Annotated in this window: 29 protein-coding genes; 8 read left to right on the top strand and 21 right to left on the bottom strand. The window is 69.5% G+C overall.

The annotated features are described in order from the left end of the window. Positions 1–2 precede the first annotated feature (2 nt). Both ACIBTM_RS21085 and ACIBTM_RS21080 read right to left on the bottom strand, forming a co-directional pair. Positions 3–1,253, bottom strand: a complete 1,251-nt coding sequence (locus ACIBTM_RS21085; RefSeq protein WP_395878738.1) for an MFS transporter — start codon at positions 1,251–1,253, stop codon at positions 3–5. Next, the gene (locus ACIBTM_RS21080; RefSeq protein WP_395878737.1) at positions 1,250–1,828 is read right to left on the bottom strand and encodes an ArsR/SmtB family transcription factor; all 579 of its coding nucleotides are present in this window, start codon (positions 1,826–1,828) and stop codon (positions 1,250–1,252) included. The genes ACIBTM_RS21085 and ACIBTM_RS21080 overlap by 4 nt, the downstream gene beginning before the upstream one ends. Positions 1,829–1,932: 104 nt before the next feature. Between ACIBTM_RS21080 and ACIBTM_RS21075 the strand changes: the two genes are divergently transcribed. From ACIBTM_RS21075 to ACIBTM_RS21065, 3 genes are all read left to right on the top strand, one after another. Next, positions 1,933–2,469: an NADPH-dependent FMN reductase gene (locus ACIBTM_RS21075; protein WP_240598673.1), complete on the top strand. Its 537-nt coding sequence runs from the start codon at positions 1,933–1,935 to the stop codon at positions 2,467–2,469. A 75-nt stretch (positions 2,470–2,544) separates the two neighbouring features. Further along, positions 2,545–3,489, top strand: coding sequence for a 5'-3' exonuclease H3TH domain-containing protein (locus ACIBTM_RS21070; protein WP_395878736.1), 945 nt, complete (start codon positions 2,545–2,547; stop codon positions 3,487–3,489). Beyond that, the gene (locus tag ACIBTM_RS21065; RefSeq protein WP_395878735.1) at positions 3,486–4,454 is read left to right on the top strand and encodes a pirin family protein; all 969 of its coding nucleotides are present in this window, start codon (positions 3,486–3,488) and stop codon (positions 4,452–4,454) included. The genes ACIBTM_RS21070 and ACIBTM_RS21065 overlap by 4 nt, the downstream gene beginning before the upstream one ends. Before the next feature lie 6 nt (positions 4,455–4,460). On the opposite strand, the gene ACIBTM_RS21060 is transcribed toward ACIBTM_RS21065, so the two are convergent. From ACIBTM_RS21060 to ACIBTM_RS21040, 5 genes are all read right to left on the bottom strand, one after another. Next, positions 4,461–5,681, bottom strand: coding sequence for a GNAT family N-acetyltransferase (locus tag ACIBTM_RS21060; RefSeq protein WP_395878734.1), 1,221 nt, complete (start codon positions 5,679–5,681; stop codon positions 4,461–4,463). Positions 5,682–5,725: 44 nt separating this feature from the next. Continuing rightward, positions 5,726–6,124, bottom strand: a complete 399-nt coding sequence (locus ACIBTM_RS21055; protein WP_395878733.1) for a DUF4333 domain-containing protein — start codon at positions 6,122–6,124, stop codon at positions 5,726–5,728. 34 nt (positions 6,125–6,158) lie between these two features. Continuing rightward, on the bottom strand, positions 6,159–7,358 hold the full coding sequence (locus ACIBTM_RS21050; RefSeq protein ID WP_395878732.1) for a GNAT family N-acetyltransferase: 1,200 nt from the start codon (positions 7,356–7,358) through the stop codon (positions 6,159–6,161). A 41-nt stretch (positions 7,359–7,399) separates the two neighbouring features. Continuing rightward, positions 7,400–8,176: a DUF4333 domain-containing protein gene (locus tag ACIBTM_RS21045; RefSeq protein WP_395878731.1), complete on the bottom strand. Its 777-nt coding sequence runs from the start codon at positions 8,174–8,176 to the stop codon at positions 7,400–7,402. Between the two features lie 258 nt (positions 8,177–8,434). Beyond that, complete coding sequence (locus tag ACIBTM_RS21040; RefSeq protein ID WP_395878730.1) at positions 8,435–11,212, bottom strand: DEAD/DEAH box helicase; 2,778 nt, start codon at positions 11,210–11,212, stop codon at positions 8,435–8,437. Positions 11,213–11,324: 112 nt separating this feature from the next. Here ACIBTM_RS21040 and ACIBTM_RS21035 point away from each other — a divergent pair, with 112 nt between their 5' ends. Next, the gene (locus ACIBTM_RS21035) at positions 11,325–11,912 is read left to right on the top strand and encodes a hypothetical protein (RefSeq protein ID WP_395878729.1); all 588 of its coding nucleotides are present in this window, start codon (positions 11,325–11,327) and stop codon (positions 11,910–11,912) included. On the opposite strand, the gene ACIBTM_RS21030 is transcribed toward ACIBTM_RS21035, so the two are convergent. From ACIBTM_RS21030 to ACIBTM_RS21000, 7 genes are all read right to left on the bottom strand, one after another. Then, on the bottom strand, positions 11,896–12,771 hold the full coding sequence (locus ACIBTM_RS21030) for a diacylglycerol/lipid kinase family protein (RefSeq protein ID WP_395878728.1): 876 nt from the start codon (positions 12,769–12,771) through the stop codon (positions 11,896–11,898). The two genes, ACIBTM_RS21035 and ACIBTM_RS21030, sit on opposite strands and share 17 nt — an antisense overlap. A 7-nt stretch (positions 12,772–12,778) precedes the next feature. Further along, positions 12,779–13,750, bottom strand: coding sequence for a twin-arginine translocase subunit TatC (gene tatC / locus ACIBTM_RS21025; protein WP_395878727.1), 972 nt, complete (start codon positions 13,748–13,750; stop codon positions 12,779–12,781). A 94-nt stretch (positions 13,751–13,844) separates the two neighbouring features. Beyond that, positions 13,845–14,177, bottom strand: coding sequence for a Sec-independent protein translocase subunit TatA (gene tatA / locus ACIBTM_RS21020; RefSeq protein ID WP_007035409.1), 333 nt, complete (start codon positions 14,175–14,177; stop codon positions 13,845–13,847). Positions 14,178–14,215: 38 nt separating this feature from the next. Next, complete coding sequence (locus ACIBTM_RS21015; RefSeq protein ID WP_395878726.1) at positions 14,216–14,425, bottom strand: bacteriophage holin; 210 nt, start codon at positions 14,423–14,425, stop codon at positions 14,216–14,218. A 9-nt stretch (positions 14,426–14,434) separates the two neighbouring features. Then, the gene (locus tag ACIBTM_RS21010) at positions 14,435–15,412 is read right to left on the bottom strand and encodes a helix-turn-helix transcriptional regulator (RefSeq protein WP_395878725.1); all 978 of its coding nucleotides are present in this window, start codon (positions 15,410–15,412) and stop codon (positions 14,435–14,437) included. Then, complete coding sequence (locus ACIBTM_RS21005; RefSeq protein ID WP_395878724.1) at positions 15,409–16,389, bottom strand: helix-turn-helix transcriptional regulator; 981 nt, start codon at positions 16,387–16,389, stop codon at positions 15,409–15,411. Before ACIBTM_RS21005 ends, ACIBTM_RS21010 begins: the two co-directional genes overlap by 4 nt. Positions 16,390–16,398: 9 nt before the next feature. Continuing rightward, positions 16,399–16,830 (bottom strand): winged helix-turn-helix transcriptional regulator, encoded by a 432-nt coding sequence (locus tag ACIBTM_RS21000; protein WP_395878910.1) that lies wholly within the window; start codon positions 16,828–16,830, stop codon positions 16,399–16,401. A gap of 103 nt (positions 16,831–16,933) precedes the next feature. On the opposite strand from ACIBTM_RS21000, the gene ACIBTM_RS20995 reads away from it, so the two are divergent. The 3 genes from ACIBTM_RS20995 to ACIBTM_RS20985 are packed head-to-tail and all read left to right on the top strand — an operon-like array spanning position 16,934 to position 19,056. After that, complete coding sequence (locus tag ACIBTM_RS20995; protein ID WP_395878723.1) at positions 16,934–17,887, top strand: NADP-dependent oxidoreductase; 954 nt, start codon at positions 16,934–16,936, stop codon at positions 17,885–17,887. A gap of 21 nt (positions 17,888–17,908) precedes the next feature. Beyond that, positions 17,909–18,361: an SRPBCC family protein gene (locus tag ACIBTM_RS20990; protein ID WP_395878722.1), complete on the top strand. Its 453-nt coding sequence runs from the start codon at positions 17,909–17,911 to the stop codon at positions 18,359–18,361. Next, on the top strand, positions 18,358–19,056 hold the full coding sequence (locus ACIBTM_RS20985) for an SDR family oxidoreductase (protein ID WP_395878721.1): 699 nt from the start codon (positions 18,358–18,360) through the stop codon (positions 19,054–19,056). The genes ACIBTM_RS20990 and ACIBTM_RS20985 overlap by 4 nt, the downstream gene beginning before the upstream one ends. Here ACIBTM_RS20985 and ACIBTM_RS20980 read toward each other — a convergent pair. The 6 genes from ACIBTM_RS20980 to pafA all read right to left on the bottom strand — a co-directional run bounded on the left by ACIBTM_RS20980 (position 19,053) and on the right by pafA (position 23,669). Further along, the gene (locus ACIBTM_RS20980) at positions 19,053–19,916 is read right to left on the bottom strand and encodes a TIGR03620 family F420-dependent LLM class oxidoreductase (protein ID WP_395878720.1); all 864 of its coding nucleotides are present in this window, start codon (positions 19,914–19,916) and stop codon (positions 19,053–19,055) included. The two genes, ACIBTM_RS20985 and ACIBTM_RS20980, sit on opposite strands and share 4 nt — an antisense overlap. 70 nt (positions 19,917–19,986) lie before the next feature. Next, complete coding sequence (locus ACIBTM_RS20975; protein WP_395878719.1) at positions 19,987–20,328, bottom strand: ArsR/SmtB family transcription factor; 342 nt, start codon at positions 20,326–20,328, stop codon at positions 19,987–19,989. 12 nt (positions 20,329–20,340) lie between these two features. Next, positions 20,341–21,384: a WD40/YVTN/BNR-like repeat-containing protein gene (locus ACIBTM_RS20970; RefSeq protein ID WP_395878718.1), complete on the bottom strand. Its 1,044-nt coding sequence runs from the start codon at positions 21,382–21,384 to the stop codon at positions 20,341–20,343. A gap of 76 nt (positions 21,385–21,460) precedes the next feature. Beyond that, positions 21,461–22,021 (bottom strand): hypothetical protein, encoded by a 561-nt coding sequence (locus tag ACIBTM_RS20965; RefSeq protein WP_395878717.1) that lies wholly within the window; start codon positions 22,019–22,021, stop codon positions 21,461–21,463. Then, complete coding sequence (locus ACIBTM_RS20960) at positions 22,018–22,221, bottom strand: hypothetical protein (protein ID WP_395878716.1); 204 nt, start codon at positions 22,219–22,221, stop codon at positions 22,018–22,020. The genes ACIBTM_RS20965 and ACIBTM_RS20960 overlap by 4 nt, the downstream gene beginning before the upstream one ends. 89 nt (positions 22,222–22,310) lie before the next feature. Then, entirely contained in the window at positions 22,311–23,669 is a 1,359-nt protein-coding gene (pafA, locus tag ACIBTM_RS20955; RefSeq protein ID WP_037337524.1) for a Pup--protein ligase, read from the bottom strand. Positions 23,670–23,816: 147 nt separating this feature from the next. On the opposite strand from pafA, the gene ACIBTM_RS20950 reads away from it, so the two are divergent. Then, positions 23,817–25,295: a bifunctional phosphatase PAP2/diacylglycerol kinase family protein gene (locus ACIBTM_RS20950; protein ID WP_395878715.1), complete on the top strand. Its 1,479-nt coding sequence runs from the start codon at positions 23,817–23,819 to the stop codon at positions 25,293–25,295. 160 nt (positions 25,296–25,455) lie between these two features. Here the strand turns inward: ACIBTM_RS20950 and ACIBTM_RS20945 are convergent, their stop codons facing one another. After that, entirely contained in the window at positions 25,456–26,430 is a 975-nt protein-coding gene (locus ACIBTM_RS20945; RefSeq protein WP_395878714.1) for an ArsR/SmtB family transcription factor, read from the bottom strand. Between the last annotated feature and the right edge of the window lie 277 nt (positions 26,431–26,707).

Genomic DNA, 26,707 nt, shown 5'->3' with positions numbered 1-26,707 from the left:
GCCTAGTCGGTCCGCGCCCCTTGGCTCACCGGCCGGTCACCCCCGATCGGGGCGGGATCGTCGAGTCCGCGCCAGACCCGGAAGATCGCCGGGAAGGTGCCGGCGATCAGGTACAGACCGCCGAACACGGCGAGCGCGCCGACGAGTCCGATCCCGTCCAGCAGCAACCCGGCCGCCATCGAGCCGAGTGGCATCGCGGCCAGCACCCCGCCGACGAGAAGGCTGAGGACCCGGCCGCGGACGGCTTCCGGGACCCGTTCGTAGACGGCCGGGAGCAGGATCGGGTTGAGCGCGCCCGCCCCGATTCCGGCAACCACCAGACCGGCGAGCAATACGGCCGGCGCCGGTTCCAGCGCGAGCAAGGCGAACCTCGGTGCTCCTTCGATGCCGACCGCGACGAGGATCGCCGTCCGCCGGGAAACCCGGTGGCCCGCCCAGCCGTAGAGCGCCGAGCCGAGCAGCGCACCCGCCGCGACCGCGGTGATCATGGCGCCGATGAGCGCGGTGCTGTGCAGGACCTGGTCGCCGTAGGCCGGATACAGGACACCGAGCAGCCCGAAATCGAGGCTGTTGGTGAGCATCAGCATGCCGACCACCGCGCGCAGTACCGCGTCGCGTTTGACGTATCCGAGCCCTTCGCGCAGTTGCTTGAGGTAGCCGCCCGACGGCGGCCTCGGCGGGCCCGCCGCGACCGGGATCAGCGCGAACACCAGCGCCGAGGACAGCAGGAGCGCGCCCGCGTCGACGAACAGGACCGGAATGGGCCCGATCAGCGCGATCAGCGCACCGGCGGCGGGTCCGCCCGCCATCCTGCCGGTTCTCATCGCCGCCTCGACGGCGCTCGCCGCCCGGCTCACGCGGACGTCGCCGAGTTCGGCGACTCCGGGGAGCAGCACCTGCTTGGCCGTGTCGGCGGGGCCGCGGGAAACGCCCATCATGAACGACAACGCGATGAGTCCGGGCAGGCTGAGCCCGGTGGTCGCCATCGCGAGCGGGATCAGGAGGACCGTCACGGTGGTCAGCAGATCCGCGCCGACGCTGGCCCGGCGGGTACCGACCCGGTCCACGACCGGCCCGCCCAGCAACGCGGCGACCATCAGGCCCAGCACCTCGGCCGCGGTGACGAGGCCGGTCTTGGTACCGCTGCCGGTGCTCTGCAGGACGAACCAGGGAATCGCGAGCAGCGTCATCATCACCCCGGCCGACGAGACTCCCGAAGCCACGACCAGGGCCCCCAGTGGCACCCGGCTCATGGCGTCTCCGGCCGGGATTTCCTCGGGAAGGCCGCCCAGTGCACCCGGACGGAGGTATCGCCCTCCTTGGCCGGGCGGCGATAGCGCTTGATCACGTCGAGGATCTCGTCGCTCAGGGCTGCGGTCTCGTCAGGCGTCAGCGATAGGGACGAGTCGTGGAAGGAGACCTTGTCGATCCACTCGTCCGACCACTCGCGCATCTCGGCGACGAACTGCGCCTCGGCGGCATGACGCTGCTCGACCATCGTGTGGGCGTACGTGCTGAACGGCCCCGCGAGATCGGGATCCCGGATGAAGTCCCGGCCCTGTAGCTGATCCCCGTCGTGCACGGCCTTCCACCACCGGTCCCGCCGGTTGCCGCGTTCGGGATCTTCGGTGACCAGGCCGTACTCGGCCAGCTGGCGCAGATGCCAGCTGGTGGTACCGGAACTCTCCCCCAGCCGTTTTCCCAGACCGGACGCCGTCGCCGGACCGTCCTCCCGCAGCAGCTCCAAGATCCTGACCCGCAGTGGATGCGACAACGCCCGCAGAAGGCGCCCGTCGATCCGCGCGAGATATCTCTCGCTCTTCCCCATACCGGCGACCCTACATCGCAAAGAGTTCTCTGCAATCGAATTCAGACAGAAAGACGTTTCTGGAGTTTGACTTCAACTTAACTGCAGGTTTTACGGTCTTGCCCATGACAACGAACTCGCCTTACCAGCTCGCCGTCGTGATCAGCAGCGTCCGCGAGGGCCGCTTCGCTCCCGTCGTCGCGAACTGGTTCCTCGACCGCGCCAAACAGCGCGACGACGTCACCCTGTCCGTCATCGACCTTGCCGAATCCCCAGGCGACCTCTCCCCCGGCGTCGCCGGCGCGGACGCCGTCGTCGTGATCGTCCCCGAGTACAACCACAGCTACCCCGGCCCGCTCAAGACCGCGCTCGACGCCACCGGCCCGGAGTGGCACGGCAAACCGGTCGCCTTCGTTTCCTACGGCGGGATCTCGGGCGGCCTGCGGGCGGTGGAGCACCTGCGCCCGGTCTTCGCCGAGCTCCACGCCGCCACCATCCGCGAGACCGTGAGCTTCCCGTATGCCTGGAACCACTTCGGGCCCGACGGTGAGCACGACGACTTCGAAGGCGCCTCGCTCGCGGCCACCACCCTGCTGAACCAGCTGAACTGGTGGGCCAACGCCCTCCGCGACGCCCGCCGGGTGCGGCCCTACGCGGCCTGACGGTGTCCGTGGAGGACCCGGCTGGGGGTCGGGTCCTTCACGGACATCCGGGGCGGGACATGGCAGGCTGTCCGCGTGACCGGACCACTCGCTCTCCTCGATTCCGCGAGCCTCTACTTCCGCTCGTTCTACGCGCTGCCCGACTCGATGACCGCCCCGGACGGGACACCGGTCAACGCGGTGCGCGGGTTCACCGACACGATCGCCCGGATCCTCGTCGACCGGCGGCCCTCCCGGCTCGTGGCGTGCCTCGACGCGGACTGGCGGCCGAAGTTCCGCACCGATCTGCTGCCCAGCTACAAAGCGCACCGGGTGGCCGAAGAGGTCCCGGAGGGCAGCGACGTCGAAGAGGTACCGGACACGCTGACCCCGCAGGTGCCGATCATTCTCGAACTGCTGGAGGCCTTCGGGATCGCGACGGCCGAGGCGGCCGGGTACGAGGCGGACGACGTCATCGGCGCCCTCGCGATCCGCGAACAGGTCTCCCCGGTCGAGGTCATCACCGGTGACCGCGACCTGTTCCAACTGGTGCGCCATGAGCCGACGTCCACCGTGGTCATCTACGTCGGCAAGGGCTGGAACAAGGCCGAAGTCCTCGGCCCGGACGAAATCGCCGAGAAGTACGGGATCCCGGCCGGGAACGCCGGTCCCGGGTATGCCGACATGGCCGCGCTGCGTGGCGACCCGTCGGACGGACTGCCCGGTGTCGCCGGGATCGGCGAGAAGACCGCGGCGAAGCTGATCACCCAGTTCGGTTCGCTGCAGGAGCTGATCGAGGCGTCCAACGCGGGCGACTCGCGGGTCCCGCTCAAGACCCGGCTGCGCCTGACCGACGCCGCGGACTACCTCGCGGTGGCCCCGACCGTCGTCCGGGTGGCGGCCGACGCGCCGGTCGAGCAGTCCCGTCCGGACATCGTCCCGTCCGAGCCCGCCGACCCGGACAAGGTCGCGGAACTCGCGGAGCGCTGGAATCTCGGCCGTTCGGTGGAGCGCCTGCTGGCCGCGCTCCCGAAGTCGTGAGCAACACCGAGGCCGACCCGGCCGAGCTGCTGTGCCGGGAACGGCCGGGCGAAGGCGTCACCGTGCTGACCCCGCGCGACGTCCCGCTGGGCGGCCCGCGCGCGATCCGGGTGCGCCGGACACTCCCGCAGCGGCAGCGGTCGCTGATCGGCGCGTGGTGTTTCGCCGACCACTACGGCCCGCAGGACGTTTCGGCGTCCGGCGGGATGGACGTCGCACCGCATCCGCACACCGGATTGCAAACCGCCAGCTGGCTGTTCAGCGGCGAGATCGAGCACCGCGACAGCATCGGCACCCACGCCATGGTGCGGCCCGGTGAACTCAACCTGATGACCGCCGGGCACGGCATCGCGCATTCCGAAGTGTCCACACCGGACACCGCGACGCTGCACGGCGTCCAGCTCTGGATCGCGCTGCCCGGCGAACACCGTGACACCGCACGGGACTTCCGGCATTACGCGCCGCCGCTGCTCGACCTGCCCGGCGCCACGGCGCGGGTGTTCCTGGGCAGCCTCGCCGGGACCACCTCGCCGGTCCCGGCGTTCACTCCCCTCCTGGGCGCCGAACTCACTGTCGAGCCCGGCGCGACCCTTGCGCTCGACGTCGATCCGGCCTTCGAACACGGTGTCCTGCAGGACATCGGCTCCGTCACCGTCGCCGGAGTCGCGCTGGGCACCGGCGAACTCGCCTACCTCGCGCCCGGCGCCGGGCGGTTGGAACTGGCGAACCCCGGCGCCGAACCGGCTCGGGTGCTCCTGCTCGGCGGGACCCCGTTCACCGAGGAACTCGTCATGTGGTGGAACTTCGTGGGCCGCAGCCACGAGGACATCGCCGAGTACCGCGAGGCGTGGCAGGCTCAGGCGGACCGGTTCGGCCGGGTGGAGGGCTATCAGGGCACCACGACGTGGCTGCCCGCACCCACGCTGCCGCAGGTGCGGATCAAACCGCGGCGCAATCCTTCCTAGCCATGTCTAAAAGAACGTTCCGCACCACGGCGAGCGCGCGGTGTGGAACAGGGAGTCGGCACGGGCGACCGCCGCCTCGTCCAGCACCTCGACCCGGCCGGACAGCACCAGATCGCTGAAGAGACCGTGCCCGAGGTACAGCGCCGACAAGGTGGCCACGTCCAGCCGCAGATCGGCCTCGGCGGTCGTGCGTTCCACGCCGTCCGGGCCGACGGCGTAGCGGCCGTTGTTGTCCGGAAGCTGCTTGTCGAGCACTTCGAGCACCACGGGTTCGGCGGTTCCGTAGGAGCGCGCTCGCAGCGCCGCGAGGACGTCGACGAGCCGCAGCCACAGGTCGTCGATGACTTCGGTGGTGTTCACCGCCCGCGAGTCGGTGAGCAGTTCGGCGATCGGCTCGTCCAGTGGGCGGCCCCGTCCGGCGACCTCCGAGACCAGGTCGATCGACAGCAGGAAACGCCACAGCGCCGCCCAGGCCTGGGGTGTGGCGGCATGGAGTTCACGGATGTCCAGAATCGCCCCACGCTCCGGCGCCAGCCTGTCGCGCGCGTCGATGCTCTGGTACACGACGAAGCCGTCGTCGCCGTCCGGTCCACTGTGGACCGCCACCCGGTAGCCGTCGTCCCCCTTCACCACCCGCTCGAAGAAGCCCGGCCACCAGGCAGGCGGCCGGGAGACGAACCCCGGTCGTGCTCCGTCGAAACGGTGGTACAGCGCCGGAACGCCTTCCACGGCTTCGGCGGAGGTGACGAACCTGACCTCGCCGTCCCGTCCCACGCCGTCCCGAAGCCGGGCGCGCGGGCGTTCGATGGACACACCTTTGCCGAAAGTCGCCGGACCGTACCCGAAGCGGCCGTAGATGACGGCTTCGGAGGCATGCAGCGCGGCCAGCGGGACACGCCGCGCCGCGAAGTCCTCCAGCTGTACGGCCATCATCTCGGTGAGGATCCCGCGGCGCGTCCAGTCGGCACGGACGCCGACACCATCGACGGCCGCCGTGACGAGCTTCTGTCCACCAGGGACGGTCAGCTCGACGTCGAAGGAACTGGTGATCCCGACCGGTGCGCCGTGCTCGTCGAACGCGGCGAACTTGCCCGCGGCGGTCCAGGACGGAGCCATCTTCGCCCAGACCTCGTCCGTGGCGGGCTTGCCGTGCAACGACTCCGACAGGACGTCGAGGCAGGCTCGCTGTTCGCCTTCGGCCACGGCACGCACAAGGAATTCGCTCATACCGTGGATCCTGCCGTCCGGGTTGGAGCGCCCCAACCGGTTTTTCAGCTGGGCGCGCCGACTTCGTAGCGGCCGTCTTCACCGGTGACGGTGATCGTGACGGTCTTGCCCTCCCCGCCGACCTGCACGGTGCAGGTGAACGTGCTGCCGTCCTCGACCTTCTGGTTCGCGGGGCAGAGCACGTCGCCGACCTCGCTCACCTGATAGGTCTCGGTGAGGATCTTCCGCACGTCCGCCTGCATCGTCCTCGGGTCGAAGACCCTGCCCGGAGCATCGGAGGACGATCCGCCGGAGGTCGCGGGCGCGCTCGACGAGGCTCTCGACGTCGGTGGGACCGTGACGGTCTTCGTCGCCGGCGCGGGTGCGGGAGTGTCCGAACACGCCACCAGCACCGCGAAAGCGGCACCACACAGACCGACCGTCGCGACGGCTCGCCTGCTCAAGCTTCTCCACCCCCACCGGTGTGATCATCCAACGTCAGAAGAAGGTACCGCACCAGGGGTTCGACCGCGTGCCGAACAGCTGGTCCGCTCGTGCCAAAGCGGTCTCACCGGTGGCGCGGACACGTCCGGCGAACGCGAGATCCGAAGGCCGCCAGCCGCCGAGGTACACCATCGACAGGGTGTCGGCGTGCAGTTCGAGATCCGCCGGGCCGGTCGTGCGGACGGCGCCGTCCTCGGACAGGCGATAGCGGCCGGAGTTGTGCTCCAGGAAGGGATCGGTGACTTCGATGACGACCGGTTCGCCCCGGTACGTGCGGGCGGCGAGCATCGTCTCGACGTCGACCAGCCGGAGCCAGCCCTCGTCCTGGACTTTCTGCACCGCGCAGGCACGCGGGTCGGTGAACAGCAGCTCGACCGGTTCGTCGAGCGGCCGCTTCTCGGCGGTGATGCTGTCGACCAGGTCTACGGACAGCAGATAGCGCCACAACCCGGCGAAAGCGTCGGGACCGGCGTAGTGGAAGGAATGGACCTTCAGCAGAGTCGGAGCGCCGAAATGCGCTCGCTCGACGGTGTAGGTGACGAATCCGTCGGCACCGTCCGCGCCGCTGTGCACCGCCGTCGTGACCGGCGTTGTCGCCCGTCGCACTTCGCGTTCGTAGCCCGGCCACAGATTCGGGCTTCGCGCGATCATGCCGGGCCGGGTGCGCGGGAGCGGGTCGAAGAGCGAAGGCCATTGCTCGATGGTGCTTTCCAGATCGAGGACGGAAATCTCCCCACCGGCGGGCGCCTCGGGACGGAACCGGGCACGGCGCCGGTCGATCTCGATCGACTTGGCCCGCACGGCGACGCCGTAGCCGAACCTGCCGTAGATGGCGCCCTCGGACGCGTGCAGCATCGCCGCGGGAACCCCACGGGCGGCGAAATCCTCGAACTGGGCACGCATCAACGCCGTCAGTACGCCACGGCGGGTTCGGTCGGCACGGACACCGACGAGGCTGGCCGCGGCGAGCGGCGTGGTGCCGCCCCCGGGCAGGGTCACCTCCGAATCGAAGGATCGGAGGGTCCCGATCAGCTCCGGATCGAACGCGCCGAACCCGCGGCCCGGCTGCAACGACACGGACGAGGCCGTCCATTCCTCGTCGGTCATCTCCTTGACGTGCAAGGCCCGCCTGAACAGATCCACCGCAGCCCGTTCCTCGTCGGACCGCAGCAGCCGTACTGAAAAGTCGCTCATGGCACGATCATGCAGGATCGGCCATGCCCGGCGCCCGCCGTTTACTTGGTGGTGGCGGGTGGCGAGACCTCGTAGTTGCCGGTGTCACCCTTCACGGTGATCGGCACCTCCTGCGGCTTGCCCTCGATCGTGGCGGTGCAGGTGAACTTCACCCCGTCCTTGACCTCCTGGCCGGAGGGGCAGGTGACCGCGCTGATCTCCTTGATCCCGTAGGTCTCGGTGAGCAGCTTCTGCACGTCGGTCTGCATCTGGGTGTTGTTGAAGACCTGGGTGTTGAACCAGCCCGGCGTGACGAACCCGAGCACGCCGACCGCGGCGATGATCACCACGAGCGCGCCGATCCCGATGAACAGGCCCTTCTTGGACTTCGGCTTGTCCTGCGCCTCGCCCTGAGTGCCCGGGAACTGGCTCTGGCCGTACTCGTACTGGCCGGGCTGCTGCTGCCCGTACTGAGGCTGCTGCTGCGGGCCGCTCTGCGGGTAGCCCGGCTGCTGCTGGGGCCCGCTCTGCGGATACCCCGGCTGCTGGCCGTATTGCGGCTGCTGACCCCACTGAGGCTGCTGTTGCTGCGTCTGGGAGGGATCCTGCTGCGGATAGCCGGGCTGCTGCTGAGACGGGTCGTACGGCGCGGGCTGCTGACCCCACTGAGGCTGTTGCTGCTGGGTCTGCGACGGGTCGTACTGCGGCTGCTGGCCCCATTGCGGTTGCTGCTGCGGGCCGCTCGGCGGTTGAGCGCCGCCCGGCTGTTGGCCGTAGCCCGGCTGCTGCCCCCACTGGGGCTGCTGCTGCGGGTCGTTGCCGCCATACGGCGTGCTCATCGTTCGCCTCCGCCTGTTCCGCCATCGTCACCGGCCGACCTGCATGGCCGTCGTGGGCGATCCAACCACAGGTCGGCGCCCCTGCCCACTGTTCCCGGGTGGTGTCGGGCCAACTCTCCGCGACCGTGCTCACACTGGAGGCGCCTCCGTTCCTCCGGTCAGCCCAACGCCTTGTCTGTGAAGGACCCCATGCCAAGTACATGAAGGCCCCCTTCCTTGCGCCTAGGTACAGGAAGGGGGCCTTCATGTACCTCAGCTTCACGCGCCGCCGGCCGCCACGACTCCGCGGCGCAAGGCCTTCACCGCGTCCGAAGCCGCCGCCCCGACCGGATCCGCCTTGCCGAGGACGTCGCGGATCTGGTCGAGCAGGTCGATGACCTGCCGCGACCACCGCACGAAGTCGCCGGCCGAGAGTTCCTGCCCGTTCGCTTCGGCGGCGGTGAGGACCTTCTCCAGCGATTCGCCGCGCGCCCACCGGTAGACGGGCCAGGCGAAACCGGCGTCGGGCTCGCGGGTGCGGTCCAGTTTGTGGCGTCGCTCGTCTTCGGTGAGCTCCATCCAAAGGCGCGTGGTCGCCTGCCAGGCGTCGACCACCTTGCCCGCGGGCAGGCGAGGCTCCCCCGCGGTGTCCCGGCGTGCCTCGAAGACGAGCGTCGAGACGACGGCCGCGAGTTCCGCGGGGGCCAGGCCCTTCCAGACGTCGTGCCGGATGCATTCGGCCGCGAGCAGATCCGACTCGCTGTAAAGGCGGGTGAGCCGCTTGCCGTGTTCGGTGACCCGGTCCTCGCCGTCGCCCTTCGACGCGGGGCCGAGGTAGCCGCGCTCGCCGAGCAGCCGCAGGATCCGGTCGAAGGCGCGCGCGAGGGAATGCGTGGTCGCGGCGACCTTGCGTTCCAGCTGCTCGGTCTCGGCCGTGAGCCGCTGGTACCGCTCGACCCAGCGCAGGTTCGCCTCGCGTTCGGCCAGACCGTGGCACGGATGCGCGCGCAGCGCCCGTCGCAGCGCGGCCAGTTCACCGTCCTCATTGGCCCCGGCGCGGCGCTTTTGCCTGCCGGGCAAGGAGATTCCCGCGTTGCGCAGGCTCGAAGCGATGTCGCGCCTGGTCTTGGGCGAACGCAGCTCGATGTGCTTCGGCAGCTTGATGTTCCCCAGCGCCTCGACCGGTGAGGGGAAATCCGAGACCGAGAGCGGTCCGGACCAGCGGTCCTCGGTGACCACGACAGGCCGCGGCTCGCGGATCGGGTCGAGCCCCGGGTCGACGACGACCGCCAGCCCGGCGCGCCGTCCCGCGGGCACGGCGATGACATCGCCCTTGCGGAGCTTCTCCAGCGACTCGGCGGTACCGGCCCGGCGGGCGGAGGTGTTCTGCCGCGACAGCGCCTTCTCCCGCGCCGAGATCTTCGCCCGCAGCTCGACGTACTCCAGCATCTCGTCGAAATCGCCGGTGATGGCGGAGGTGTAGCCCCGCAGGGCCTCCTTGTTCCGCTCGATCCGCCGTGCCGTCCCGACCACCGACCGGTCGGCCTGGAACTGCGCGAACGACTGCTCCAGCAGATCACGGGCCGCCTCGGCGCCGACCTGGGCGACCAGGTTCACCGCCATGTTGTAACCGGGCCGGAAGGACGACCGCAGCGGGTACGTCCTGGTCGAGGCGAGGCCGCCGACCTGCTTCGGGTCGATCCCCGGCTGCCAGACGACGACCGCGTGGCCTTCGACGTCGATCCCTCGCCGCCCGGCCCGCCCGGTGAGCTGCGTGTACTCCCCCGGCGTCAGGTCGACGTGCGCTTCGCCGTTGTACTTGACCAGCCTTTCCAGCACCACGGTGCGCGCGGGCATGTTGATGCCGAGCGCGAGTGTCTCGGTGGCGAAGACGACCTTCACCAGCCCTTGGACGAACAACTCCTCGACGGTCTCCTTGAACGCCGGGAGCAGCCCGGCGTGGTGCCCGGCGATGCCGCGTTCGAGCGCCTCGCGCCATTCCCAGTAGCCGAGGACGCCCAGGTCGCCTTCGGGCAGGTCCTTGGTGCGCTCGGCGACGATCCGGCGGACCTTCTCGACCTCTTCGGGGCCGTTGAGCCGCAGACCGGACCGGACGCACTGACCGACGGCGGCGTCGCAGCCGGCGCGGGAGAAGATGAACACGATGGCGGGGAGCAGACCGGCGTTGTCCAGCCGCTCGACCGTGTCCGTGCGGGACGTCGGCCGGAACCGCGGCATCCGTGACGGTGCCCCTCGCCGTCCGCGCGGTCCGCGCAATCCGGCCGGGGCGAAACGTCCGCCGACCTCCTCGGTGCGGCGCAGCAGCCCGGGGTTGATCCGCAGTTCGGCGCCGGGCGCGTGTTCCTCCTGGCCGGCGAACAGGTCCATCAGCCGGTTGCCGACCAGCATGTGCTGCCACAGCGGCACCGGACGGTGCTCGTCGACGACGACGGTGGTGTCGCCGCGGACTTCGACGAGCCATTCGCCGAACTCCTCGGCGTTGCTCACCGTGGCCGACAGGCCGACGACGCGGACGTGCTCGGGCAGGTGGAGGATGACCTCTTCCCAGACGGCGCCGCGGAACCGGTCGGCGAGGTAATGGACCTCGTCCATGACCACGTACGCGAGCTCGCCGATGGTCGAGGACCCGGCGTAGAGCATGTTGCGCAGGACTTCGGTGGTCATGACCACGACCTGCGCGTTGCCGTTGATCGACGTGTCGCCGGTCAGCAGGCCGACCGCGTCGGCGCCGTAACGGCCGACGAGGTCGGCGTACTTCTGGTTCGACAACGCCTTGATGGGCGTCGTGTAGAAGCATTTGCGCCCCTCGGCGAGGGCGAGGTGCACCGCGAACTCGCCGACCACGGTCTTCCCGGCGCCGGTGGGCGCGCAGACGAGCACGCCGTGACCGTCTTCGAGCGCCTCGCAGCCGCGGATCTGGAAGTCGTCGAACTCGAACGACGATTCCGCGGCGAAGCGGGTCAGCTGGGGGTATCGAGCGCGGCGCTGGGAGGCAGCGTAAGCCTCGGCCGGGGTCTGAGGAGGGCTATTGACCACTTCGTCAGGGTTCCATACCCCACCGACAGTTCGCACTCGGTGTGACGATCTCGGGAACGGCCGTCACTCCGCTGTCATCCAAGGGGCGGATTCGTGATCGAGAGGGGACGCCATGGAGATTGCTTGCCCGCAGTGCGCGCAGGTCGACCAGGTGCAAAGTGTGCCGGCGGTGTTCCAGAGCGGGCAGACGACCTACAGGATGCAAGGCGGGATGACGGCCATCCCGGCCGGTGACGGCGTGGTCTACACCGCGACGACGCACACGGGTGTGTCGGTGACCGCGACCGCGGCGTCGCTCAACCCGTATCCGGTGCTCCGCGGCGGCGGGTGCTTCCTGGCGCTCGCACTGGTGCTGTCGATCCCCGCGTTCGTGTTCCTCGCCTTCGCCAACGACGTGCTGGACGAGAACGTCGCGCCGACCGCCGACGGCCGGGTCGCGCAGTTCATCGGGGCGTCGATCTTCCCCGTCGGCGCCTTCGCACTGGTCGCCCTGTTCGCCGTGCTGTACGTGCTCCGGTTGCGGCGCAACGCACGGATCCGGCGGGGCATCCCGGCTGCGCTCGAGTACTGGCGGCAGGCCTGGTTCTGCCATCGCTGCGGCGGGGTGTTCTTCCCGCGCGGCGACCTGATGCCGGCCGCGACGTTCCGCGGACAGGTGTGGCGGGCGGGTGACTACGCCGGGCTCACCCGACGACGGTGAGCGCTCCGGGGACGCAGGTGACGTCGATCGGCAACCCGCCCAGCGGCTCGCCGTCGGCGTAGACGGGCAGGTCGCTGCCCGCCAGGTGGATCTGGGCGGCCTTGAGGGTCCGGACCGCCGGATGCGCGATGTGCTGCCCGGAGCGGACGCCGGGCAGCATGCGGAGCAGGTCCCGCCGGGTCGCGTTGCCCACGACGGTGACGTCGAACAGCCCGTCCTCCGGATCGGCTCCAGGACAGATCCGCATGCCGCCGCCGTAGAACGGGGTGTTGCCGACGGCGATCATGGTCGCGTCGAGTTCGAGCGTCTCGACGTCAGTGCGGAGCACCACCGGCCGGGGCCGGAACGCGGCGAGTTCGGCCAGGATCGCGACGTCGTAGCGGCGCGGGCCGCGCGGCCAGGTCAGCCGGTTGGCGCGTTCGGTGACCAGTGCGTCGAAGCCGGAGCACAGTACGGTGGCGAACCATTCGCCACCGGCCCGGCCGAGATCGATCCGCCGCCGTTTCCCCTCCGCGATCCGCCTCGCGACGAGATCGACGGCGGTGTGCGGCCGTTCGGGGATGCCGAGCGCCCTGGCGAAGTCGTTGCCGGTGCCCGCGGGGACGAGCCCGAGCGCGACGCCGGATTCGGCGCAGAACTGAACGCCTTCGTGCGCGGCGCCGTCACCACCGAGGACGACGAGGACGTCCAGCCCGCCCGCGCGCGAGTCGGTCATCAGCGCACGGGATTCGTCGACCGTGTGGGCCACGAGGACGTCGAGCCGGTCGACGACGGGCCGCAGCCGCGCCGCGACCGACTCCATCAGCCGTTCCGCGGCCCCGTTACCCGAGGCGGGGTGGACGGCCAGTGCCGCGTGCATCCCCGGCTCAGGTGACGTCGTCGGTGCTGGTGCGCTTGCCGTTCGTGGCGGCCGACGGCTCCTCGTCGATCGTGCTCGGCGTGTAGTCGAACGGCGCGGCCTCGTCGTCGGCGAGCTGGTCCCAGCCCTCGGTGCCGCGTTCCTTGTCGAGCTTGCGGTCGTGGAAGCGCGCGATCTGGATGGAGAGCTCCAGGAGCACCACCAGCGCGCCGGCCAGGGCGATCATCGAGAACGGGTCCGAACCGGGCGTCGCGAAGGCGGCGAAGACGAACACGACCATGATCAGGCCGCGGCGCCACTTCTTCAGCGTCTGGTACTTCAGGACGCCGACGCGGTTCAGCATCACCACGAACAGCGGGAGTTCGAAGCTGACACCGAAGATCAGCAGCAGCGACAAGATGAACGAGATGTACTTGTCACCGGTGAGGGCGGTGATGAACTGGTCGCCACCGAAGTTCATCAGCAGCTCGAGAGCGTGCGGGATGAGCAGGTACGCGAGCACCGCGCCGAAGGCGAAGAGGATCGACGCGAAGAAGACGAAGGTGAGCGCGTACTTGCGCTCCTTCGAGTAGAGGCCAGGCGCGATGAACGCCCAGATCTGGTAGAGCCACAGCGGCGCCAGCAGCACCGCGCCCGCGGCGAGACCGACCTTCAGCTGGATCATGAAGGCTTCGAACGGCACCGTCTGAAGCAGCTGACAGGGGCCGTGCTCAGTGCCGCCGAGCCTGCGCTGGTGCGGGATACCGCAGTACGGGCCGGTCATGATCTCGCCCAGCGACGGAATCGGACCCACCTTGGTCTGGAACCAGATGAAGCCGATGATCCCGCCCGCCAGGATGGCGAGCAGCGCGAAGCCCAGGCGGCGCCGGAACTCGTAGATGTGCTCGATGAGCGTCATCGTGCCGTCGGGGTTGCTCCGACGGCTGCGCTTGCGCCGCTTCGTACCGCGGCGCTCCTCACCGGAGGCGGAATCCGCCACTGGACAGTCCGTTCTCGTCAGGGTCCACCATGAGCGCGCCGTGACTTCGGCGCGCTCATCCGCGAACAGGCTCCGCTTGGCTTAGTGAGACCGCTCAGCTGGCGTTCTTCTGCGCCTGCTCGGCCGGAGCGGGCGTGGCGGCCTGCTGCTTCTTGAGCTCGTCGAGCTGACGCTGGAGGTCGGCGACCTGCTTGTCCTGCGCGGTCGCGGCGGGCGCGGGCGTGGTGGCCTGCGGCAGCTGCTTGGTCTCGACCTCTTCGGTCTCGGCGGCCTTGTCCTTGTCCCCGGCCATGTCCTTGGTCTCGGCCTTGAAGATCTTCATGGACTTGCCGATGGACCGCGCGGCGTCCGGAAGCCTCTTGGCGCCGAACAGCAGAACAACGACGAGCACCAGGATGATGATGTGCCACGGCTGCAGCGCGTTCATCGTTTGCGGCCTCCTTCTCGAGTCTCTCGTGTGTGATGTTACCGGTCTTCGGACCCACGTCGTTGCGCGATCGCCACGCGGAGCGCGGCCGACCTGGCACGAAGGAGCCCTGTCCGATTTCGGGTGTTCGTAGCCACCATGCTCATCGTATGGGTGAGCACGCGCAAGACTCTGCGTAATTTGATTAGCAAAACGAAGAGCAGGATCAGCCCGGCGACGGCGAGCAGGATGCTCGGCAGGTACGACACGGCGTCACCCTACTGCTCGTAGGTTGACGTTAGGTGACGAGCCCGGGCCAGCGCGTCGGCCGCCCGTTGACGAACTGCCGCTCCGAGCGCGGCCGGGCTTTCGACCTGCGCGTCTCCGCCCAGACCGAGGATCAGCCGGACCATCCAGGACTCGTCGGCGTACCGCATCCGGATGCGCAGCCGCCCGCCGTCGAGCTCGTCGAGTTCCTCGCACGGGTAGTACTCGGCTACCCAGCGTGTGTCGGGATCGAGGACGAGGACGGCTTCCTGCTGGTCGGGACGGGGCCGGAAAACACCATCGGAAATGTCAGTGGGCTGGGCGTGCGCCGGCGGGACGGCGGGTTCGTCGAGCACGGTGAGCTCGTCGATGCGGTCGAGCCGGAACAACCGGACGCCCTCGGCGCGGCGGCACCACGCTTCGAGGTAACCGACCGCCTGGACGATGAGCAGCCGCATCGGATCGACGGTGCGTTCGGTGATCTCGTCCTTCGACGCGGTGTAGTACCGGATCCGCAGCGCACGCTTCGCGGTGAGAGCGGCCCGGACGGCTTCGCGAGTCCCGGCGGTCTTCTTGCCTTCACGGACTCCCCCGCCGACGACGATCCCCGACGGCTGCGCCTGCCCCGCGGCGGCCTCGATCTTCGCGATCGCGCGGCGGACCGCGTCGGCGTCGACCACTCCAGGCGTCTCGGCCAAGGCTCGCAACGCGACGAGCATGGCCGTCGCCTCTCCGCCGGTGAGCCGCAGCGGACGGTTCATGCCGGCGTCGTGCGTGACGACGATCGTGTCGCCCTCGAAGGAGAGGTCGATCAGGTCGCCGGGGCCGTAGCCGGGCAGCCCGCACATCCACAGCAGCTCCAGGTCCTTGCGCAGCTGCTTGGGCGTGACGTCGAAGTCGTGGGCGGCGTCGGTGATCTTGATCCCGGGCCGGGCGAGGAGGTAGGGCACGAGCGCGAGCAGGCGCGGCATCCGTCCGGTGGTGCTCATCGGGCACCACCCGCGTGCGCGATGGCTTCGAGACGGCTGAAGACCGACTTCGCGAGGACCTCGGGTTCGAGGACGAGGACGTCCGGGCCGTGGGCGGTGAGCCAGTCGGCGGCGGATTCCGGGTAGTACAGCGCGATCTCCACGAGGTCGCCTTCTTCTCCCCCGGCGTCGCTGCGGCCGACCACCTGGCCGCGGCGGCGGACCCCTGCGGCCCGGCCGTCGGCGACCCAGACACTGGCGATGGTCGGGGCGGACGGGTCCTCGCCACTGCTGGCGGAAACCATCCGCAGCAGGTTGACCCCTTCCGGACGTTCGACGACGCCGGTTTCCCCGAAGGCGTCGACCTTCCCGGTCACGCGCGAGAGGCGGAAGCAGCGGGACGCGCCACGGTCCCTGTCGTGCCCGACGACGTACCAGCGGCCCTTCCACGACACCACGCCCCACGGTTCGAGGGTGCGGATCTTGCGCTCGGCCGAGCCGCTGCGGCGGTACTCGAAGCGCACCGCCTGTCCGGCTTGGACGGCGGCCAGCAGCGGGCCGAACGCCGGTTCGGCCCGTACCCGGGGTTCGACGACGGTCGGGGCGTGGTCGTCGACCTCGACCCCGGCGGCGCGAAGTTTCACCAGTGCGCCTTGCGCCTCACCGGTCAGTTCCGGGGAATCCCAGAGCCGGACGGCGAGCCCGACCGCGGTCGCCTCGTCGGGCGCGAGGTCGATCTCACCGAGTTCGTAGTCACGGCGCGCGATGCGGTAGCCGTCGATCGCGTCGAACGCCGAGTTGCGGCCGGTCTCCAGCGGGATGCCGAGTTCGCGCAGTTCGGTCTTGTCGCGCTCGAACATGCGGAAGTACGCCTCGTCGCTGGCCGCGTCGGCGTACCCGGGCACGATGCCCCGGATCCGCTCGGCGGTGAGGTACTGCCGGGTGGACAGGAGGGCCAGAACCAGGTTGACCAGACGTTCGGCGCGTGCGGTGGACACCCGGCTACCCTAGCCCGCGCCGTCCGACCCGATGGTGAGAGCCGCCGTTCGCGCGTCGTAACGGTCCCTGGCGGTCTCGACCTCGTCGAACCGGGTCTCGGCCCAGTCCTTGATCCCGGCCAGCAGCTGCCGGAGGCTCCTGCCGAGCTCGGTCAGTTCGTAGTCCACGCGCACCGGTACGCATGCGGTGACGGTGCGTGTCAGCAGACCGTCCCGCTCCAGGGTCCGCAAGGTCTGCGTGAGCATCTTCTGACTGACGCCGGCGATCCGGCGGGAGAGGTCGCTGTAGCGCTGAGGCCCGTCGCCGAGCGCCACGAGAACGAGACTGACCCATTTGCCCGAGACCTCGTCGAGCAGTTTCCGGGCGGGACAGGCCGCGAGGTAGGCGTCATAGGCCCGCTTCGCCTCGTCCCGCCGTTCCTGTGCCGTGCGCGTGACCACGGTGCGCGTACCTCCGCGTGGGTTGGGCACCTCGAAGTGCGTACTTCCCGATGGAGAGTAGCTCCCCATACGTTCGTGGGGAACGATCCCCTGGAGGAGAACGATGCGTGCAGTGGTGGTCCGCCGGTTCGGCGGCCCGGAAGTCCTGGAGTTCGCCGAAGTCCCGGTGCCCGACCCGGGACCCGGTCAGGTGCGGGTGAAGGTGACCGCGGCCGGGGTCAACCCGGTCGACGCCGGGACCAGGTCGGGTTTCCTGACCGAGGCGGGGATCGTCCCGCCGCGTGAGGTGCTCGGGATCGGCTGGGATGTGGCAGGGACGGTCGACGCCGTGGGCGACGGCGTCGCCGGATTCGCCATCGGAGACAGCGTGATCGGCCTGCAGGACCGGCCGTCGGCGGCGCTCGGCACGTACGCCGAGTTCGTCGTCCTCGACGCGGACGCGCTCGCCGCCGCACCGCGGACGGCGTCTCCCGCGGAGGCCGCGACCCTGCCGTTGAACGGTCTCACCGCGATCCAGGCGCTCGATCTTCTCGACCTCCCGCCGGGAGCGACGGTCCTGGTGACCGGTGCGGCGGGGGCTGTCGGCGGCTACGCGGTCACTTTGGCCAAGGCACGCGGCTTCCGGGTGGTCGCGGTCGCCGGCGCCGCCGATGAGGCACTGGTCCGAGGGTTCGGCGCGGCGGTTTTCGTGCCCCGTGGTGATTTCCTCGCCGATCGGGTGCGGGCGGTGATCCCCGGCGGCGTGGACGCGGTACTCGACACGGCTCTGCTCGGGCTTGAGGCCCTGGACGCCGTGGCGAACCGTGGCCGGTTCGTGGTGTTCGCGGCCGGAGCGGCCCCGATCCCCTTGCGGGGCATCAAGGTCGAGCATGTCTGGATCCGCGCCGACGGCCCTGCGCTCGCCGGGCTGGCCGCTCTCGTCGACGACGGCACGCTCGCTCTGCGGGTCGCGGACACCTTGCCCTTGACCGAGGCCGTGAAGGCGCACGAACTCTTGGCGGCGGGCGGGCTCCGGGGGCGACTGGTGCTGACGAACGATAAGTTGACGCTTAATTAAGCCCACGGTTATCTTCGCTCCATGGACAACGACGTGACCCGGCTCGAACTCCGGCGCGAGTACCCGGACCCGATCGAAGACGTCTGGTCGGCGCTCACCGAGTCCGAGCGCACGGCACGCTGGATCGGCCCGTGGACGGGCGAGGCGGGGGTCGGCAACACGATCATGCTGACGATGACCGCGGAGGAGGGCTCCGAACCGGGGCCCGCCGTAATCCGCGAATGTGACCCGCCGAAGCGGCTGGTGATGGATCTGGGCGTGACCGGTCAGCCCGCGTGGCGGGTCGAACTGACCTTGACCGAGCGAAGTGAAGGAACGGCGCTCGACTTCGTGCACCTGCTGCCCAAGACCGACTGGGACACCTCGGACATCCTCAAGGGCTGGCATTTCTACCTCGACCGGCTGGGCGCCGCCCTCGTCGGCGAACCGGTGCCGGAGTGGGACACCTACACGCCGCCTAGTTTGGAGGCATGAACGATCGAGTACTGCTGATCACCGGCGCCTCCCGCGGTCTCGGCGAAGCCACCGCACGGCGGGCCGCGGCGGCCGGTTTCCGTCTCGCCCTGCTCGCCCGCGACCGCGAGGCGCTGCTCCCGCTCGTCGCAGAATTCGGCGAGGATCGTGCCCTCGCGCTCGCGGCCGACGTCACCGACTGGGGTTCGCTGTCCGCGACCGTCGAGACGGTGAAGAACACCTTCGGCCGACTGGACGCGGTGTTCGCCAACGCGGGGCAGAGCGTCGTCGTCTCGTTCTTCGGCGACGGCGGTGCGGACCCCGAACAGTGGCGGGACATGGTGCTGACGAACGTCTACGGCACCGCCCTCACCGCGCGGGCGACCCTGCCGTCGCTCGCGGAATCGAAGGGGCATCTCGTGCTCACCGGCTCGGTCGCCGGGCGCTACCACCGGCCGGGAAACCTCTACTCGGCGACGAAATGGGCGGTGACCGGACTCGCCGGCTCCATCCGGGAGGAAGCCGTCGGCACCGGCGTCCGGGTCACGGTCGTGCAGCCAGGCCTGGTCGACACCTCGATGATCCCCGAGGATTCGAAGTCCAAGCCGAAACTGGAACCCGACGACGTCGCGAGGGCGGTGCTCTACGCGCTGGAGCAGCCGCCCTCGGTCGACGTCAACGAGATCGTGGTCCGCCCGACCGGCCAGCTGCGCTAGCTCGGCAGCAGCGATCCGGCCAGCCGCCGCCAATGCGGCATGGCCGACTCGCCGGGTTCGACACCGATGACCTGGACGCCGACATGGTCGGCGCCGGCGTCCAGGTGACCGTGCAGTTTCGCGACGATCGTGTCGAGGTCGCCCCAGAACACGAGATCGTCGACGAGCCGGTCGCTGCCGCGGCCGCCGTCGATGTCGGCTTCGGTGTAGCCGAGCCGGCGGTACTTGGCGACGTTGTACTCCGACGTCAGGTACACGTGCAGGTGTTCGCGGGCGATCTCGCGCGCCTTGCCCGGATCGGTTTCGAACAGCACGGCGTGCTCGACGCCGAGGAAGGCCTTCTCCCCCAGCACTTCCCTCGCCTGGGCGGTGTGCGGCACCGTCACGTGGTAAGTGTGCGCACCCTCGGACCGGTCGCGGGCCAGGCCGAGCATCTTCGGTCCGTAGGCCGCGAGCAGCCGCTGGATCGGTGCGTCGGGCAACGGGTTCGAACTGGTGACGGCGTCGAGTTCGTCCAGGTATTCGCTCATCGCGTCCAGCGGCTTGACGCCGGGCTGCGCGCCACCGAAGCCGAGCCCCAGGACATGCCTGCCCGGATACGCGTCGGCGAGCAGGAGCGCCGCGCCACGGGTCCAGCGCGCGCCGCGGGAGCCGATACGCGCGATCCCGTTGACCACGGCCATGCGCTCGGTGGACGCGAGCAGGAATCCGGCGTGGGTCAGCGCTTCGCGCCCGTCCCGTTCCGGGATCCAGATCGCGGGCCAGCCGAGTTCCTCCAGCTCCTGTACAGAATCCCGCAGCATGCTCGCGGGCTGATCCTCGAAGTCGAACGTCCAGATCCCGAAACGCCCCAGTTCCATCTGTCTCTCCTCAGGTCGAGTCCAACATATCGAAGTATCGCAGATTCTCGATATGTTATTCCCGGCGAGATCAGATGGAGCGTCCCAGCAGGTCCACGAGCTGCGTGATCCGCCGCTCGTCGCGCCGGTAGTGCGTCCACTTCCCCACCCGCGTCGACTCGACGAGCCCGGCGCGCTGCAGCAACGCCATGTACGCGGACACCGTGGACTGCGCGAGTCCCAGCTTGGCCTGGAGATGACTGACGCAGACACCGACCTCGTTCTGGTCGGCGATCGCCTTCTCCGGCGGGAAATGCCGGTCCGGCTCGCGCAGCCACCCGAGCACCTGGAGCCGGATCGGGTTGGCCAGCGCCTTCAACACCTCGACCAGATGATCGGTGGTCTCCGGGACTGATTCGGCTTGTGCGGTCATAGTCCTTCGAGCTTAGGCCGTGCCGAGCCGGGCGGCCCGTCCCTTCGCCCCGCTCGCCCAGCAGGCACCGCGGGCACAGTCGACGGAGTCCAGCGATCCGGTGTCGAACGACTTCCAGTGCCGTCCGCCGTCCGGGCTCAGGTCGCTCCCGCCGGGGCCGACGGCGAGCACCGTGTTCCCCAGCCACGCCAGGCCCGAGCGGTAGCCGACCGGCGCCTCGGACGGCGTCCGCCAGGTGCGGCCCTTGTCCGCGCTGAGCGCGACCGCCGGACCGGGCGCGTTCGGCGCCGCGTAGTCGCCGCCGATCGCCACGCCGTGCCGCGGATCCCGGAAGGTCACCGAGAAGACGCCGGCGGACGCGCCACTGGGCAACGGGGTGTCGGCCGCCTCCCAAGTCCTCCCGCCGTCACCGGAGTGCAGGACCCGCGCGCGGGCACCGCCGCCGGTGGCGATCCAGGCGTCACGCGGACCCGACGTCGTGAGGCACTGGCCGCTGGCGGCGAAGCCGAACTCGCCGTCGAGCGCGGGGACCATACCCTCGGCAGGTACGGGCTTCCAGGTGCGGCCGCCGTCCGAAGTGGACTGCAGCCGGAACTTGCCGTCCACCGGATCGCTCATCGCCAGGCCGCGCCGGTGGTCGAAGAACGCGACACAGTCGTAGAAAGCGGCCGGATCACTGTTCTGGAAGGACAGTCGCCAGCTCTCGCCACCGTCGTCCGTGCGGTAGATCCGGGACGCGTCGCCGGGCCCGATCGACAGGGCGACCGCGTGATCGGCGTCGAAGGCCTCGATGTCGCGGAAGTCGAGCGCCTCGGTACCGGCCGGGGCGACGGGCTTCCAGGTGCGGCCACGGTCGATGGTGCGCAGGATGGTGCCCCTGCTGCCGCTGACCCACGCCGTACGGGAATCCACCGCGGAGAGACCGCGAAGCTGCGCGTCCGTGCCCGTCGGGGTCTCCACCCACGCGGGATCGGGGCACTCGGGCGCGGCGTGCGCGACGCCGGTGAACGCCAGCGGGACGACCGCTCCCAGCAGGACCAGCAACGCACGGCGCATCGGCGTACCTCTCCCTCGGTCCAAGAATCGCGCGAGTCACCCTAGCCTGGCCGACGGCGACGTGACGAGACCCGAGTCAGCCGGACTCCCGCGCCAGATACTTCTGCACCTTCTCGACGGTCGGGAAGAGCAACCGATGGGAGACGACGAGGTTGACGGCCGTCAGGATCATGGCGAGAACCGGCAGGAGTGTGTACATCACAATGCCGGGTGTCACCTCGATGCGATCCTGCGGGTTGTACCGCCCGGAACCGACGATCCCCGGAACGTAGAAGAACAAGAAGACTGCCATCGCGAAAATCGCTCCTGCGCACAACCCCGCCTCGACTCCTCGCAGAGTTATGGCACCTTTCGTCTCGACACAGCCCGTTCTCACGAGCGTCCGTGAAATCAACATGGCGAGTCCCGACAACAGCGACGCACCGGCCGCGAAAGTGGCCATCCCCATGGTGACGACATTGGCGCCATCACTCGCAGTCGGAAGAACCCGCCCCGAGATCTGTATGACGATCACCATGACCAGGCCGACGACGCCCGTTCCGGCCCCGAGACTGGTGGCGATTTCGCGAATGTTTCCGATCATGCCGGGCGGTAGCCGCCGGTAAGGCTCCTCCGGCCACACGGTCGGGTACGTCACGACTGCCGCTTCCAGTCCGCCGAGTGCGACATTGATTCCGTGTTGGCCTTGGGCCACGCGGCACCCAGAGAGTTCACCTTGTCCTGAATCGCGGTTTGTTCCACTCCGATGCTGTTGGTAAGCGAATCGACCGTGTCCTGATCCCGACCGCTGATCCGGTCCGCATCGGCGGCGGATGACGGCGACCGATCGTCGTCCATCCGCGCCCTCCCCGGCTCAGAACCCACAGCAACGCACACGGTACTTGGAGTGACAACCGCGTGTCGGCCGGTTCTGAGCCGGGTGTCGATCAGAGCGAGGAGATGAGCCTCTCGACGCGTTCGTCCACCGAGCGGAACGGGTCCTTGCAGAGCACGGTCCGCTGCGCCTGGTCGTTCAGCTTGAGGTGCACCCAGTCCACCGTGAAGTCGCGCCCGGCGGCCTGCGCGGCGGCGATGAAGTCACCGCGCAGCTTCGCCCGCGTGGTCTGCGGCGGGGTGTCCTTGGCCAGTTCGATCTCGCCGTCGTCGGTGACCCGCCGCACGAGCCCCTTCCGCTGCAGCAGGTCGAAGATGCCACGGCCACGCCGGATGTCGTGGTAGGCCAGATCGAGCTGGGCGATCCGCGGGCTCGACAGATCGAGGTCGTGCTTGTTGCGGTAGCGCTCGACCAGCCGGTGCTTGATCGCCCAGTCGATCTCGGTGTCGATCTTGCTGAAGTCCTGCTGCTCGACCGCCTCCAGCGCCCGGCCCCACAGTTCGACGACGCGCTCGGACTGCGGCGACGAACCCGTCTCCTTGACGTGCTGGACGGCGCGGGCGTGGTACTCGCGCTGGATGTCCAGCGCCGACGCCTCGCGGCCGCCGGCGAGCCGCACCTGGCGGCGGCCGGTGAGGTCGTGGCTGATCTCGCGGATGGCCCTTATCGGGTTGTCCAGCGTGAAGTCGCGGAACTGGACGCCCGCCTCGATCATCTCCAGCACCAGGTTCGCCGAGCCCGCCTTGAGCATCGTGGTCGGCTCGGCCATGTTCGAGTCGCCGACGATGACGTGCAGGCGCCGGTAGCGCTCCGCGTCGGCGTGCGGCTCGTCGCGGGTGTTGATGATCGGCCGCGAACGCGTGGTGGCGCTGGAGACGCCTTCCCAGATGTGTTCCGCACGCTGGGACAGGCAGTACACCGCGCCGCGCGGCGTCTGCAGCACCTTGCCCGCGCCGCAGATCAGCTGCCGGGTCACCAGGAACGGCAGCAGCACATCGGCGATCCGGGAGAACTCCCCCGCACGGGTCACCAGGTAGTTCTCGTGGCAACCGTAGGAGTTGCCCGCCGAGTCGGTGTTGTTCTTGAACAGGAAGATGTCGCCGCCGATGCCCTCGTCCGCCAGCCGCCGCTCGGCGTCGACCAGGAGGTCCTCAAGGATGCGCTCACCGGCCTTGTCGTGCGTGACGAGCTGGACGAGGTCGTCGCATTCGGCCGTCGCGTACTCAGGGTGAGAGCCCACGTCGAGGTAGAGCCGCGAGCCGTTCGACAGGAAGACGTTCGACGAACGCCCCCAGGACACGACACGCCGAAACAGGTAACGCGCCACCTCGTCCGGGGAGAGCCTGCGCTGCCCGTGAAAGGTGCACGTGACCCCGTACTCGGTCTCGATGCCAAAGATCCGCCGCTGCATCCCACCAGAGTAGGCGGTGAGGACCCACTGAAGGTGCGCCGTTCGGGCGGCGACACGCGGTCGGTACGTTGCATTCGGTGAAAGGTGTGCGGGAAGTCCCGATCGGATATCACGCGCATGACGTCCCGGCCCGGAAGTGGGGAACCCGTGTTAAAGCAGCTCAAGCGCCCTTTCCGTAAGGTCGGACGAACCGATCGACGGCTGATGGCACGAAGCGCGGCCCTGCCGAGGACCAGGGCAGACGACGTGATCACCTCACTCTCCAAAAGTGCGGACAAGTCCAAGCTCTGGTGGTGTGTCGCGATCGCTCTCGCGGCGAAGAAGGGCCCGACGCGCCGGGGTGCGCTCCGCGGCGTGGCCGCCATCGCCGGGGCGAGCGCGGCGGCGAACCTGATCGGCAAGCCACTGTTCCCGCGCCGACGGCCCGCGGCAGAGGAGGTGCCGATGCACCGGCGCCTCGTCCGGCGGCCGACCTCGTCGTCGTTCCCGTCCGGACACTCGGCGTCGGCGGCCGCCTTCGTCACGGCCGTCGCGATGGAATCGCCCAAGACCGGCGCCGCCCTTGTCCCGCTGGCCGCCGCAGTCGCCTATTCCCGGATCCACACCGGCGTCCACTGGCCCAGTGACGTCGGCGTGGGGATCGGTATCGGCGTCGGCGCGGGCCTGCTGACGCGGCACTGGTGGCCGCTGAACGACGACGTCCCCGGCCGCACCGCGCACACCGCCGAGGCGCCGGAGATGCGCGACGGCGAGGACATGCTCGTCCTGGTCAACCCGCATTCGGGGATCGACGGCCAGGACCCGACCGACCAAGCCCGCTTCGCCTGGCCCAAGGCCACCATCCTGTACCCGGACGCGAAACGGGATCTGCGCGATCAGCTCTGCGACGAGATCGCCGCCCGCGACAACACCGTGCGCGCGCTCGGCGTCGCCGGGGGCGACGGGACCGTCGCCGCGGTGGCCGCCGTCGCGGCCGACCACGACCTGCCGCTCGCGCTCATCCCGGCGGGCACCCTCAACCATTTCGCCCGCGACGTCGGCATGCGCTCGATGCCCGACGCGGACGCCGCGACCGAAGCGGGCAACGCCGTCGGGGTCGACCTCGGCGAGGTCGAGATCAACCACGGCGATGACCACCGCTATTTCGTCAACACCGCGAGCCTCGGCGGCTACCCGGAAATGGTCCGGATCCGGGAGCGGCTGCAGAAGCGGCATCCGAAGTGGCCGTCCGCGGCGATCGCACTCGCCCGCACCCTCCGCCGCGCGAAGCCGCTGGAAGTGACCCTCAACGGCAAGAACACCAGCATCTGGCTGCTGTTCGTCGGCAACGGCACCTACTCCCCGAAGGGGTTCGCGCCCTCGCGCCGCCCGGCCCTCGACACCGGCCTTCTCGACGTGCGCTACCTGCGCGCCGACGTGCCGTATTCGCGGGCACGGTTCATCCTCGCCACGATCACGAACAGCCTCAACGCCAGCCACGTCTACCAGGAGCTCGACGTCCCGGAGTTGCACGTCCGGCTGCTCAACGGCAACCGCCGGGTCGCCACCGACGGCGAGGTCGGCCCGCTCGGCAACGACTTCCGCTTCCGGTCGCGGCCCAGCGCGCTCACCATCTACCGGCTCTAGGCGCTGTCCGGTAAGTCTGTTCGATGGGCTTCGTGATCCAGGTGGTTCCTGACGGTGCGGGCGGATCGGCCTCGTACCGGGTCGTACTCGGCCGCATCCGCCCGCGCCGTCAGGGACCGCCTGGGCGCGGAGATCGCGAACACGACTTACCGGACAGCGCCTAAGTACCCAGAAGCGCGGTCCCCAGGGGCGTCAGCGAATGCAGCACGGCGTTGCGATCCCGTTCGGTGGTGATGAGCCCCGCGCGCCGCAACACGGCGGCGTGCTTGCTGGCCGCCGACGGGGTCACGCCAAGCCTGGCGGCCAGCTCCGACGTGCTGCAGCCGACCGCCAGGACCGCCAGCGTCGCCGCCCGGGTCGGGCCGAGCAGGTCGGCGAGGGCGGTGTCCGGTGATCTCCGCACATCGCGGCCGTATCCGGTCGACGGAGCCGCCTGCCGCACCGAGGGGTAGAGCAACCGAACCGGTGAACGTCCCGCCGCGGGGACGATCACCGGGCATACCGCGAAGTACGTCGGCGAGATGATCAGCCCGGCGCCGTCCGCGCCACGGGAACCGACGATCCCGTCACCGATCTCCAGTACCGGCGAAGACCAGCGCACCAGCGGCCGCAGACTCGTGAGCATCGCGTCCACCCCGTCGTACAGGAGCAGCTGGGCCCGCATCCCCCGGTCCGCCTCGACCTGCGCCCGTGCCGGCTCCCAGCCCGGCGCCAGCGACAGTTCGAAGTAGTCCTGCATCGCCTGGACGAGCTTGGGCAGCCCGGCCGTGTCCCCGTCCGGCAATCCCGCCGCCCACGACGGCAGCTCCCGGTTCCCCGGGAAATCCCGCAACGCCGATTTCAAACCGACCGGGTCGGTGCGGGCGACTTCCGCCAGCCCCGCCTCCAAACCACTTTCTTCCACGCCCGGAACGAGGAACGCCGGGATCGGCGCATGCGGGCGGCACAACCACAGCAGTACCGAAGCCGACTCCGACAATCCCAGCCGGACCCGATGTCTCCACCGGTTGAACAACGCCGAGCCCGCGTCGCGCCGTTGCAGGATCTGCAGACTCGAAACCAGCTCGGCCAAGGGATCGGCTTCGGGCGCGAGCCGAACACGCGTCAGGTCCTGCAACGTCAGCTCGATGCGCACGGATGTCCTCGCCTTGATCGAAGTCGTCGCCGTGTGATCGCGTGCCGCGCCATTCCGTTACATCGCTGAACTGCCTTATTGCCGCTATCGGAAATCTCCTCGACGGCCGTGGTCCAGACCTGAATGATGTTCGGAGAAGGCCCGCTTCTCGGGGGTTTACGCGGAGCCTTCCACGAGGGGGATTCACCGGCCGGACTCACGGGGCGCGTTTCATCGTGGCCCGTTGTCTTCTGCCGTTCCCCTTCACCTCACTGGGAGAAAACGCTTTCCACAAAGG

The organism is Amycolatopsis sp. NPDC049868 (assembly GCF_044461365.1).
In the GTDB taxonomy this organism is placed as follows: Bacteria; Actinomycetota; Actinomycetes; order Mycobacteriales; family Pseudonocardiaceae; genus Amycolatopsis.
The sequence above is the reverse complement of the archived record's forward strand: the minus strand, read 5'-3'. Positions and strand labels throughout refer to the sequence as shown.